Origin of the sequence: Amycolatopsis sp. GA6-003 (assembly GCF_046267895.1) — a bacterium.
In the GTDB taxonomy this organism is placed as follows: domain Bacteria; phylum Actinomycetota; class Actinomycetes; order Mycobacteriales; family Pseudonocardiaceae; genus Amycolatopsis.
Genome location: NZ_CP176499.1, coordinates 5,875,436 through 5,887,712 on the forward strand (window position 1 = coordinate 5,875,436; position 12,277 = coordinate 5,887,712).

The window sequence follows — 12,277 nt, forward strand, 5'->3', positions numbered from 1 at the left end:
CCCTGCACGGCACGTGTCCGACATCACGTGCTAGGTGTGGAGAAGAAACATCGCCGAGGTCAGCGGCGATCCGACGGGCAGGGGCCCGGCGGCTCGTCAGGGCACCTCGGCGCTGCGCGGACACCGGGGACGTGCACACTGACAGGTCGAGACGCGGGCGCAGCACCCCTCTGGCGCAGAGGGGAGAGCGCCGCTGCGGCGGCGCGGAGATGAGTGGAGAGCAGGGCAGCGTGGCAGGAACACGGACCAAGAAGAGCGGCGCCGGGGGCAACGGTGCCGATCGAAGGCGGCTGGTGATCGTCGAGTCGCCCACCAAGGCCCGCAAGATCGCCCCCTATCTCGGCGGCAACTACGTCGTCGAGTCCTCCGTCGGGCACATCCGGGACCTGCCCCGCGGCGCCGCCGACGTCCCCGCGCAGTACAAGGGCGAGTCGTGGGCGCGGCTCGGCGTCGACATCGACAACGACTTCAAACCGCTCTACATCGTCACCCCGGACAAGAAGTCCAAGGTCACCGAGCTGAAGGGGCTGCTGAAGGACGTCGACGAGCTCTACCTCGCGACAGACCCCGACCGCGAGGGCGAGGCCATCGCGTGGCACCTGCTGGAGACCTTGAAGCCCAAGGTCCCGGTGCGCCGGATGGTCTTCCACGAGGTCACCGAGCAGGCCATCCAGGCGGCCGCCGCGGCCACCCGCGAGCTGGACGCCGACCTCGTCGACGCGCAGGAGACCCGCCGCATCCTCGACCGGCTGTACGGCTACGAGGTCTCGCCGGTGCTGTGGAAGAAGGTCATGCCGAAGCTCTCGGCGGGCCGCGTGCAGTCCGTGGCGACGCGGATCGTCGTGGAGCGCGAGCGCGAGCGGATGCGCTTCACCTCGGCGTCGTACTGGGACATCTCGGCGACCATGGACGCCGGTGCGGACGCTTCGCCGCGTACGTTCCCCGCGCGCCTCGTCGCGGTCGACGGCTCGCGCCTCGCGACGGGTCGCGACTTCGACTCCAACGGTCAGCTCAAAGGCAACACCGCGGACATCCGTGTGCTCGGCGAGTCCGACGCGCGGGCGCTGGCCCAGGCGTTGAGCGAGCGTGACTTCAAGGTCGCGAGCGTCGAAGAGAAGCCGTACACGCGCAAGCCGTACGCGCCGTTCATGACGTCGACGCTGCAGCAGGAGGCGGGCCGCAAGCTGCGCTTCACCTCCGAGCGCACGATGCGGATCGCGCAGAAGCTGTACGAGAACGGTTACATCACTTATATGCGTACCGACTCCACGACGCTGTCGGAGTCGGCGATCACGGCCGCGCGCAACCAGGCGACGCAGCTGTACGGCAAGGAGTACGTCTCGCCGTCGCCGCGCCAGTACACGCGCAAGGTGAAGAACGCGCAGGAGGCGCACGAGGCGATCCGTCCGTCGGGCGAGGTCTTCCGTACGCCGGGCCAGGTCGCGAAGGAGCTGGACACCGACGAGTTCCGGCTCTACGAGATGATCTGGCAGCGCACCATCGCGTCGCAGATGGCGGACGCGAAGGGCACCACGATGTCGGTGCGCATCGTCGGCACCGCGGCGACCGGCGAGGAGTGCACCTTCGCTGCTTCGGGCCGCACGATCACCTTCGCCGGCTTCTTGAAGGCGTACGTCGAGGCCGTCGACACCGAGGCCGGCGGCGAGGCCGACGACAAGCAGAGCCGGCTTCCGGTGCTGGTCAAGGACCAGGGCCTGACCGCGCCCGAGCTGTCCGCGGACGGGCACTCCACGTCGCCGCCCGCGCGCTACTCCGAGCCGAGCCTGGTCAGCAAGCTGGAAGAGCTGGGCATCGGCCGCCCGTCGACGTACGCGTCGATCATCAAGACGATCCAGGACCGCGGCTACGTGTGGAAGAAGGGCTCCGCGCTGGTGCCCTCGTGGGTCGCGTTCGCCGTGGTCGGGCTGATGGAGCGGCACTTCGAGCGGCTGGTGGACTACAACTTCACCGCCGGTCTCGAGGACGAGCTGGACCGCATCGCCAACGGCGACGAGCACCGCGTCGAATGGCTGTCGAAGTTCTACTTCGGCGGCGACTTCGGCGTCGAGGGCTCGGTCGGCCGGCTCGGCGGGCTGAAGAAGCTGGTCGACGGCAGTGTCGAGGGCATCGACGCGCGCGAGATCAACTCGATCCCGATGTTCAGCGACGCCGAAGGGCACCAGGTCGTGGTGCGCGTCGGCCGCTACGGCCCGTACCTGGAGCGCGAGGTCAACGGCGAGTCGCAGCGCGCGAACCTGCCCGAGGACCTGCCGCCGGACGAGCTGTCGCCGGAGATCGCGGAGAAGCTCTTCGCGACGCCGCAGGAAGGCCGCGTGCTGGGCACCGACCCGGTCAGCGGGCACGAGATCGTGGCGAAGGAAGGCCGCTTCGGCCCGTACGTCACGGAGCTGCTGCCGGAGCCGGAGCTGCCCGAGGACGCCACCGCGGCGCAGAAGAAGGCCGCGAAGGCGAAGCTGCCGAAGCCGCGTACGGGCTCGCTGTTCAAGTCGATGTCGATCGAGACGATCACGCTCGACGACGCGCTGAAGCTGCTTTCGCTGCCGCGCGTCGTGGGCAAGGACCCGGAGTCGGGCGACGAGATCACCGCGCAGAACGGGCGCTACGGGCCGTACCTGAAGAAGGGCACGGACTCGCGGTCGCTCCAGACCGAGGAGCAGCTGTTCTCGATCACGCTGGAAGAGGCGCTGAAGATCTATTCGGAGCCGAAGCAGCGCGGCCGGTCGGCCACCGCGCGTCCGCCGCTGAAGGAACTCGGCGACGACCCGGTGTCGGGCAAGCCGATGGTGGTCAAGGACGGCCGCTTCGGCCCGTACGTGACCGACGGCGAGTACAACGCGACGCTGCGGAAGTCCGACAGCATCGAGGAACTCACTGCGGAGCGTGCGGCTGAGCTGCTGGCGGAGAAGCGCGCGAAGGGTCCCGCGCCGAAGAAGCGGACCACGACGCGCAAGGCGCCGGCGAAGTCGACCGCGGCGAAGTCGACCAAGTCGACGGCGGCGAAGTCGACTACGGCGAAGAAGGCGCCGGCGAAGCGGAGCAGCACCGCGACGAAGTCGAAGTAACGAGGATCCGAAGGGCCACCTGGAAAACTCCGGGTGGCCTTTTCTCGTGTCAGGGGGAGCTATGGGGGATACACAGCGTGCTCGCGCCGCGGTTTCCGTGGTTTTCGCGGTGTGCGGCGCGGCCTTCGCTTCGTGGGCGGCTCGAGTGCCTGCGGTGCAAGCGAAACTCGGCCTCAGCGCCGGTGAACTCGGGATCGGGTTGTTCGGGCTCGCCGCCGGTTCGGTCGTCGCTCTGCTGGCCGCGGGACCGTTGATCACGAAGATCGGCAGCCGACGCGGGGTGCTTTGCGGGGCCACGGTGCTGTGCGGAGGACTGCCGCTCGTCGCCTTCGCGCCGGACGCGCCGTTGTTCGTCGCCGCGCTCGTCGTGCTCGGAGTGGGCAACAGCCTGCTGGACGTCTCGATGAACGCGCACGCCGCGCGCGTCGAAGAGGCTTACGGGCGACCGATTTTCGCTGGGTTTCACGCGTTCTGGAACATCGGCGGACTGGCGGGTTCGGGCGTCGCGGCGCTGATGGAGGTCTGGCGCGTGCCGATCGAGACGCACTTCACCGGTGCGGGCGTGGTGCTGCTGGTACTGGGGATTTTCGCTGCCGCGCAGTTCTTGCCGGGTGCCGACCGGGGGCAGGGTGAGGCGGCATTTGCCTTGCCCAGCAAGGCTTTGATCCCGTTGGGCGTGATCGCGTTCTGCGGTTTCGTCGCGGAAGGCACGATCAACGACTGGAGCGCGGTCTACCTCCGGCAGGTCACCACCGCGAGCGCAGCCGTCGCGTCGCTGGGCTACTTCGCGTTCTCGATCACGATGATCGCGGTGCGCACGGTGGCCGACCGGGTTGTCGAGCGTGTTGGCGCCGTGTTGTTCATGCGGGTCGCGACCGCGGTGACGGTCGCCGGGTTCCTGCTGGTGGTCGCGGTTCCGGTGCCGGTGGTCGCGGTGCTCGGGTTCGCCGTGGTCGGGCTCGGCGTGTCCGAGATGGTGCCGCTCGCGTGGAGCGCGGCCGGACGCAAGCAGCCGGACGCGCCGGGCCGGGCGATCGCGGCCGTCGCGGCGTGCGGCTACCTCGGGTTTCTCGCCGGTCCGGTGCTGGTCAGCGGCTTGAGCGGCGGGATCGGCCTGCACTGGACGCTCGCCGTGGTCGGTGCTCTCGTGGTGACGGTGGGTTTCCTCGCGCCCACGATGCGTGTCGACGAGCCGGTGTCGCGGCGCTGACCGACCGCTCGCCGCACGGATGGGTTGATTCGAACAAAAGTTCGAGAAATTGTCGGTACCAGGGTGTTCAATGACGGGGTGAGCAGTTCAGCGCCCGTCGTCTTCGACGTCATCGACGAGGTCATCGGGCCGCTGCGGGCCGAGATGCCGCAGCGGCCTTCGGTGATGGAGTTCTACGACCCGCATTTCGAGGTGCCGCCCGTGCTGGCCGAGGAGGAGCCCGCCGGAGCGGCTTCCGGACTGAGCCTCGCCGAGGAGGTCCGGCAGTCGTTCGGGCCGATGCTCGGCGCCGGGCTGGCCGAGGAGGTGGAGCAGTACACGCGGTTCGTCGCCGGAATGGCCGCGCTCGGCCTCGCCGCCGACGGCGAGGTGACCGCCGAAGCGGTCGAGCTGTACCGGGTGCTGCGCGGCGGGTTCATCCGGGGAGTGGTCACCGGGGTGTTCCCGGCGAGCGAGGAGCCGTGGGAGGTGCGGTTCTTCGGAGACGAGGACTTCACCACGGTGATGAGCAAACTGGGCCGCCGGGCGCGGCTGCGGTCCGGGATGCTCAGCGCACTGCCCGGATGGGTGTTCGACGGCCTGCCGGACCGCCCGCCCGGCCCCGGCCCGGCAGTGCGCATCGAAACGGACGACAGCGGCCTGATCCCGCGGGCGGCCTGGGGAGACCTGGACGTCATCCGGCAAGCGGTGGCCCGCCCCCGACAGGGAACGGTGCTGGTGGACCTGGCGGTGCGGGACGCGGTGCTGGCGGAGTACCCGCACGGCGCGTTCGGGCTGGTGGACAACGATCAGGGGAGGTATCAGTTCCGGGCAGCGCCTCGGGACAGCGGCAGTGGCGGCGGCTGGGTGGTGACGTGGTCTCCGGCGACCAGGGGAACCGCGGAGGCATGGATCGTGGAGGCGGTGCGAAGCCATGCTTGAGCGGGGGTGATGGCGGCCGGAACGGTCTGGTTGGCTCGGGGTCGTCGGGCGGGATCGGCTGAGCGAGCGGTAGTTCGGCCGGGCCCGGGTTGTTCGGCTGGGCCCTGGGTTGTCGGGCTGGGCCCTGGGTTGTCCGGCCAGGCTCCGGGCTGTCGGGCTGGGCCCTGGGTTGTCCGGCCAGGCTCCGGGCCGTCCGGCAGGGCCCTGGGTTGTGCGGTCGGGCTCCGGGTTGTGCGGTCGAGTCGCGGTGGTGCGGCCTGACGTCGGGCTGGGCGGCCGGGCCCCGGGTTGTGCGGCGAGGGCCCGGGTTGTCGGCCGAGTCCCGGGTGTCCGGCCGGGCCGCGCTGGTCTGGGCTCGGCCGGTTCAGGCTGGGCGGGTGCCTGCGGGGGCTCGAGTGGCTTGGCTCAGCCGCGCGCGGTGCCCCTCGGGGTTGGGACCGGTGAGGTCGTCCGCGCAGACCGGGTCAGCCAGCCAGCCCGGCCGACCTGCGGTCCGGCTGACTTGTTCGCCGAGCCTGCTCGGTCGGTTCGGCGGCCTTGCCAACCCGTCGGGCTGCCCCGCGCCTGGGATAGGTGACTTGTCGGCTCGGCCGCGCCCGGCGGCCAGCCAGCCTGGTCGCGGCTTCAATCCGGGCGCTCGCTGAGGCCGGGCCGACGCGTCCGCCTTGTCGCGCTCGAGCCAGCGTCGCCGACTCGAGCCCTGCCACCCAAGCCAGCCGCACCCGCCACCCAAGCCGCCCAATCCAGCCCCTCCAAGCAACCGCTTCAGCCCCGCCAAACCAGCCCGCCCTACCCCTAAAAACCCACCCCGCTCCCATCCCGCCCCCGGCCACCGCTCCCGCCAAAACCCCCACCTCCGGCCATCCGTCAGCGGTCACTGGGCCGGGTGGCGTGTCTTCCCCCGGGCGCGGGCAGTAGTGGTTCTGCGGCCATTGGGCGGATGCGGGAGCCGGTACTCTCGCCGACACTGGACTCGGCGGACATTCCGTAGTGAGGTGGTCACCATGAGCACGAGCGACGGGACTCCGTTTTTTCCCGCCTCCGGGCCGGACCGGGACGGGACGTTGGCCGGTGACGTCGGGGGTGAGCGGTTCTCCGATCCGCTCGCCGGGTTCGAGATCTCGACGAGCCGCGCGCCTCGGCCGTTGCCGACGGCCAAGCCGGTTCAGCATGATCCCGAAGAGGTCAAGCGGATGGTCGAGGCCGCGCTGAAAGAGGAAGCCAAGAAGAAAGAAGTCGTCAAGACGCCGAATCCGATCCCGCCGTCCGATCGGCCGGATCTGGTTCCGCTCGGGCTGCTGCCCCGGCAGCGGACCTGGCCGACCAAGGCTCCTCAGCTGCTGAAGAAGGTGCCCCTGCCGCGGCCGAAGCGGGTTACCGAGATCGCCGACGACGACATCGAGGAAGAGCTCGCCGGGCGGCAGAGCCGGCGCGGGCTGCCCTCGCTCAGCATGCCCAGTTTCGGGCGGCCCTCCAGCAGCACGGCGGGCGTGGTGCTCGCCGTGGTGTTGCTCATCGTATTCGGAATCGTCGCGATCGAACTGATCGCCAGCCTGGTGAGCAGTGTGAAGGGGCTGTTCGGCTGACCCTGGCTGACCTCGCATATCACGGGGCGTGCCCTCCTCCCGTCCGCGGCGGGACTACCCTGGCGGCTACACGGTCGGGGGATCCGCAGGGGTCGCCTGACTCCGCCGTGACAAGTGGGGTGGGCGTATCAGCGAGGGCGTACGGTCGGTGCCGGGCACCGGCCCGGGCGGATCGGGCGGGACGTCCACGATCCACCGGGCCCGCCGGGTGCTGGCGATCAAACCGTTCCGTCGGCTGTGGGGCGTCACGTATCTGTGCAGTGTCGCCGACTGGCTGAACCTGCTGAACCTGACCAGCCTGAGCACCAAGCTCCTCGACAACTACTCGGCGCAGAACTACGCGTTCGTCGGCGTCGTCGTCACCGCGCTGCTGCCCGGCCTGCTCTTCGCGCCGCTCGGCGGCCTGCTCGCCGACCGGTTCGACCGGCGCAAGATCATGGTCGTCTGCGACCTGCTGCGCTGCGGGTTCTTGCTCTCGATCGCCGTCGTCGGGGCCCCGTGGTGGCTGTTCGTGGCGAACTTCCTGGTCGGCAGCTGCTCGATCATGTGGATTCCGTCCAAGGACGCGGCGGTGCCGAACCTGCTGCGCCGCCCCGAGCAGGTCGAGACCGCCAACCAGCTCGGCATGGTGATGACCTACGGCCTCGCCGTCATCACCGCCGCCGGGGCCAACGCGCTGATCCTCGGCGCGAACTCCACGTTCCACCTGTTCCAGGGCCCCGGCGTCGACCTCTACATCGCCAAGGTCGTCGTCGTCATCACCGGCCTGCTGTACCTGACCAGCGGCATCATCGTCGCCACCCGCATCCCCGAGCTGTCCCTGCGCGACGTCCACGCGCTGCCGCAGCAGAAGGTCAAGCGGGCCGACGAGGAGAAGTTCGGTTTCGGCGCGATGATGCGCGACGGGCTCAAGTTCGTCCGCAGCACGCCGATCGTCCGCGGCCTGCTGATCGGAGCCTTCGGCGCGTTCGCGGCGGGTGGCGCGGTCATCGGCGCGGCCAAGCCGTACTCGTCGTCGCTGCTCGGTGGCGACGCCGCGTTCAACCTGCTGATGCTGGCCGTCTTCATCGGGCTGGCCACCGGCATGGCGCTGGCCCCGAAGCTCGCGCACCGGCTCCCGCACGACCGGCTGTTCGGCATCTCGATCGTCCTCGCCGGGCTCGCGCTCGGCGTCGTCGCGTTGTCGCCGCACCTGTCGATCTCGGTGGCCGCGGTCGCCTTCGTCGGCGTCTGCGCCGGCACCGCCTTCCTCACCGGCGTCACGATCATCGGCTCCCGCGTCGAGGACGCGATCCGCGGCCGGATCAACGCGATCTACCAGGCGATGCTCAAGATCGTGCTGTTCGGCGCGACCGTGGTCACGCCGGTGCTGATCGGCCTGGTCCGGCAGCGCAACGTCAACCTGTTCGGCAACCCGATCATCGTCGACGGCACCCGTCCGGTCATCCTCGGCGGCGGGCTGCTCGCGGTCCTGCTCGGGATCATCGCCTACCGGCAGATGGACGAGCGGCGCACCGAGAAGATCTTCAGCGACCTGCGCAACGCGCTGCGCCGCAACCCGCGCCGCGTCAACGGCTTCCTGATCGCCATCGAGGGCACTACCGCCGTCAACACCGCCGAGCAGGCCGCTCGCCTCGCGCGCTGGCTCGGCACCGGCACCCGGCCGGTCGTGCTCACCGCCGACCCGGCGCTCGGCGAACAGCGTTTCCGCACGCTGGTCTCGGACGCCGCGCTCACCGGGGTGCGGGCGCAGGCGCTCGTCGCCGCGGCCGTGCGCGCCGAACTGGTGGAACGCGAGATCCAGCCCGCGCTCGACGCTGGGTCCGTGGTCGTCATGGAGCGCTTTGTCGACTCCCCGCTCGCGTCGCTGTCCGCGGCGGGCGAGCTGGACCGCGGCGAGCTGGAAGGCCTGGTCGACTGGGCCACCGGGCGGCTCCGCCCGGACCTCACCGTGCTTCTCGACTCCGAGCACCCGGACGACCCGCAGCCGTCGCTGAAGGACCAGCTGTGGGTGCAGAAACTGCTCACCGAAATGGCCGCCGCCGACCCGGACCGGTACGTGGTGGTCGACGCCGAGGGTTCCGACAGCGACGTCGCCGGACGCGTCCGCAGCGCCGTCCAGTCGGTCTTCGTCGGCCCGCTCGCGGGTCTCGCGCCCGCGGAACCGGCGGACAAAGAGCCCGAAGAAACCGCTGCGGCCGATCTCTCCGAGGCCGCGGCGGCCGAGGCGGAATTGCCCGTAGTGTCCAAAGTGGAGGATCGGTGACGACTCCGATCGGCGTCTGGACTGAACTCGTCGGCCAGGAACCCGCGGTGGAAACACTGTCCGCCGCAGCGGCCGCGGCAGCCAAGATCGTTGCCGGAGAACCTGTCGCGCCAGCGGCGATGACGCACGCCTGGCTCCTGACCGGACCGCCGGGCTCCGGCCGTTCGGTCGCCGCGCGCACGTTCGCCGCGGCCTTGCAGTGCAGCACCGGAACCGGTTGCGGCGCGTGCCCCGGCTGCCGTACGACGATGGCCGGAACCCACGCCGACGTGCGGCTGGTCGTCCCGGAAGGACTGTCCATTTCGGTCGCCGAAATGCGCGCGCTCGTGCAAGCGGCGGCGCGCCGGCCGACGACCGGCGAGTGGCAGGTCGTGATCATCGAGGACGCCGACCGGCTCACCGAGGGCGCGTCGAACGCCCTGCTCAAGGCCGTGGAAGAGCCGCCCGCCCGCACCGTGTTCCTGCTGTGCGCGCCGTCGGACCATCCGGAGGACGTCTCGGTCACCATCCGTTCGCGGTGCCGGCTGGTCCCGCTCCGCACCCCGCCCGCCGAGGCGATCGCGCAGGTGCTGATCTCCCGGGACGGCGTCGATCCCGAGCGTGCCAACTGGGCCGCGTCGGTGTGCAACGGCCACGTCGGCCGCGCGCGCCGGCTCGCCACCGACGAGGCCGCCCGGCAGCGCCGCGCCACCGTGCTGCGGATTCCGCTCGGACTGCGGCGTCCGGACGACGTTTTCACCAGCGCCGACCAGCTGATCAGCGCGGCCGAAGCGGACGCGGGCGAGGAAAGCAAGGGCCGCGACGAGCAGGAACGCTCCGAACTGCGCACCGCGATGGGCGGCGACGGCACCGGCAAGGGCGTCGCCGGAGCGAAACGAGCCGCTGAGGCCGCGGTCAAGCAGCTGGAGAAACGCCAGAAATCCCGCGCCACGCGAACCCAGCGCGACACCCTCGACCTCGCGTTGGTCGACCTGGCGGGCTTTTACCGCGACGTCCTGGTCACGAGCACGCGTTCCGGCGCGACGCTGACGCACCCCGACCACGCCGAGCAGATCAACTCGGCCGCGGCCTCCTGGTCGCCGGAGTCGACGCTGCGCCGCCTGGAAGCGGTACTGGAGTGCCGCGAGGCGATCGGGCTGAACGTGAAGCCGCGGATCGCCGTGGAAGCCATGGTCACCACGCTTCGCCAAGGCTGACCCCAGCTCAGCGAAAACGGCCCCCTCGCCAGTCAGCGAGGGGGCCGTTTCCGTTGTCTGACGTCAGTCGCGCGGATGCGGCGACGGCTTGAACGGCGTGTCCGGACCGCCGGTCGGCCGTTTCAGCGCCAGCGCGGGACGCCGCCGGTTCGGGAACGCCGCCACCATCACGACACCGAGCAGCAGCATCGCCGTGCCCGTCCAGAACATCGGCACCGTGTCGTACGCGCCGTTCGTGTAGGCCAGGTGCTTCACCGGACCGGCCGGTGCGGCACCGCCCTGCGGCGGGGCGGGCGGAGTCGTCGTCGAACCGCACACGACGCCGCCGGTGGGGGCGTACGCGCGGGCGATCTGCTCGCCAAGCGACAGCTGCGCCAGCGACGACGGCAGGTTGTCGCCGGCCTGCTTCGGCAGCAGGTCCTTCAGGTTTTTCGTCGGCAGCACCTGCAGGTCGAGCAGCCGCGCCGCCGCGCCGATCTGGTAGCCCTTGAACGGCGTGGTCGCCTCGGACTGCTTCTGGTCGAGATTCGCGATGCTCAGCCGCAGCACGCCGAGGTCGAGCACCTTCCCGGTGGTGTCGCCGAGCTGCTGCAGGCCCTTCGTCGCGGTGGCGACCAGGCCGCCGACGACCGGCACGTTGTCCAGCGCGCCGAACTGGTCGCTCAGCTGCGAGAGCGGCAGGCCGATCGGAATGTCCTTGGTCGGGTGCGCCGCGTCGAGCGTGTACAGCGTCTTGCCGCCGGCCGCGATGGTGATCACCGGAGCCTGGTACTCCACCTTGGACGTCTTCGCGTCGCCGGTGGAGGTGACGGTGAGCGTCGGCTGGCTGGCCACCTTGAGGTTCAGCTCGAGCGGGGTGCCCTTGAGGATGTTGATGTCCGCCGCCTGCAGCGTGGACCTCGACTGCACCGCCTTGTTCGGCGACCCGGGGATGTCGACGAGCTTGACCTGCGAGCGCGACGACAGCGTGTTGGGCAGGCTCAGCAGCGAACCGGTGCCCGCGGCGGGCGTCTGTCCGCTGCCGGACAGCAGGCCGCCGAGGCTCTGCAGCCCGGTCTTCGGATCGAAGCCCTTCGCGAGCTGGTCCGGCGACACGTTCAGCCCGCCGTTACCGAGAATCGGGACCTGCGGGAGCGTCGGGATGACGTTCAGCAGCGACAGGCTCGCGACGGACGTGCTGGCGTCGGCGATCGGGTCCACGCACGGGCCGAGCGATTCGCTCCAGCGGGCGTGCGCGGTGCCGTTGAGCAGCCCGACGTTCAGCAGCGGGTTGGACGGCGCGTTCAGGCCCCCGCTGATCTCCTTCGGGTTGTCCGGCAGCGCGGTCTGCACGAGGCTGCCCGGCGTCTGCGGAGCCTGGCCCCCGACGGCCAGCCCGAACGGCGACGACTGCGCGATCGCCTTCTCGTACGCCAGGTAGGCCTCCGAGTTCGCCGACGCGCTGGACAGGCCCATGCCCGCTTCGAGCGCGGACTGCTTCGGCAGCGTCTGGCCGAAACCGGGAAGGATCGTGCTCGTGGTGACCGAGTTGGGCAGCAGCCGCAGGACGCCGAGCGCGGTGCCCGCGTCGCCCACCGCGTGCCCGAGCGGCTGCGGCCCGACGGGCGCCGACGCGGGCGGCTGCGAGGGGTTGTTGGGCTGCGGGATCGGCGTCGTCGGGATCTCCTGCGCACCGGCCGGCGCGGCCAGGAGCAGCAGCAATGCGGCAGTCGCGGGTACCGCCAGCGCACGGGGCAGTCTTCGCTGCATGTGCCGGGTCCTCCAGTGGATCGCCGGGTCGGGGAGTGAGACCGAAGTCATAGGAGCCTAACGACGCGGCCCCCGCAAGGTGACGCACCACGCCTCCGCTACACTGATGACCGTCGCACAGCGGCGTGCCGCCTTAGCTCAGTCGGCCAGAGCGATTCACTCGTAATGAATAGGTCGGGGGTTCGATTCCCCCAGGCGGCTCCACAGATCAGGCCCCGTCCGGACACCTCCGGACGGGGCCTGCTTCGTCGGGTGGGCACTTCCCA

Annotated in this window: 7 protein-coding genes and 1 tRNA gene; 7 read left to right on the top strand and 1 reads right to left on the bottom strand. The window is 70.5% G+C overall.

From position 1 onward, the window contains the following. Positions 1–209: 209 nt before the first annotated feature. The 6 genes from topA to F9C12_RS26610 all read left to right on the top strand — a co-directional run bounded on the left by topA (position 210) and on the right by F9C12_RS26610 (position 10,262). The gene (gene topA / locus F9C12_RS26585; protein ID WP_409184518.1) at positions 210–3,083 is read left to right on the top strand and encodes a type I DNA topoisomerase; all 2,874 of its coding nucleotides are present in this window, start codon (positions 210–212) and stop codon (positions 3,081–3,083) included. Between the two features lie 61 nt (positions 3,084–3,144). Next, positions 3,145–4,293 (top strand): MFS transporter, encoded by a 1,149-nt coding sequence (locus F9C12_RS26590; RefSeq protein ID WP_409462186.1) that lies wholly within the window; start codon positions 3,145–3,147, stop codon positions 4,291–4,293. Positions 4,294–4,356: 63 nt separating this feature from the next. Continuing rightward, positions 4,357–5,214, top strand: coding sequence for an ESX secretion-associated protein EspG (locus F9C12_RS26595; protein ID WP_409184520.1), 858 nt, complete (start codon positions 4,357–4,359; stop codon positions 5,212–5,214). Between the two features lie 1,004 nt (positions 5,215–6,218). After that, complete coding sequence (locus tag F9C12_RS26600; RefSeq protein ID WP_409184521.1) at positions 6,219–6,800, top strand: hypothetical protein; 582 nt, start codon at positions 6,219–6,221, stop codon at positions 6,798–6,800. A gap of 148 nt (positions 6,801–6,948) precedes the next feature. Next, positions 6,949–9,066, top strand: a complete 2,118-nt coding sequence (locus F9C12_RS26605) for a bifunctional MFS transporter/dTMP kinase (protein WP_409184522.1) — start codon at positions 6,949–6,951, stop codon at positions 9,064–9,066. Continuing rightward, the gene (locus F9C12_RS26610; protein ID WP_409462187.1) at positions 9,063–10,262 is read left to right on the top strand and encodes a DNA polymerase III subunit delta'; all 1,200 of its coding nucleotides are present in this window, start codon (positions 9,063–9,065) and stop codon (positions 10,260–10,262) included. Before F9C12_RS26605 ends, F9C12_RS26610 begins: the two co-directional genes overlap by 4 nt. Before the next feature lie 63 nt (positions 10,263–10,325). Here F9C12_RS26610 and F9C12_RS26615 read toward each other — a convergent pair whose 3' ends face one another. Further along, complete coding sequence (locus F9C12_RS26615; RefSeq protein ID WP_409462188.1) at positions 10,326–12,011, bottom strand: hypothetical protein; 1,686 nt, start codon at positions 12,009–12,011, stop codon at positions 10,326–10,328. 127 nt (positions 12,012–12,138) lie between these two features. On the opposite strand from F9C12_RS26615, the gene F9C12_RS26620 reads away from it, so the two are divergent. Beyond that, positions 12,139–12,215 (top strand) — tRNA-Thr (locus F9C12_RS26620). Positions 12,216–12,277 lie beyond the last annotated feature (62 nt).

Bases quoted from the DNA above. Each gene is read 5' to 3' on its own strand.
- F9C12_RS26615 (WP_409462188.1), bottom strand. From the start codon at position 12,011: ATGCAGCGAAGACTGCCCCGTGCGCTGGCGGTACCCGCGACTGCCGCA.
- F9C12_RS26590 (WP_409462186.1), top strand. From the start codon at position 3,145: ATGGGGGATACACAGCGTGCTCGCGCCGCGGTTTCCGTGGTTTTCGCG.
- F9C12_RS26600 (WP_409184521.1), top strand. From the start codon at position 6,219: ATGAGCACGAGCGACGGGACTCCGTTTTTTCCCGCCTCCGGGCCGGAC.
- topA (WP_409184518.1), top strand. From the start codon at position 210: ATGAGTGGAGAGCAGGGCAGCGTGGCAGGAACACGGACCAAGAAGAGC.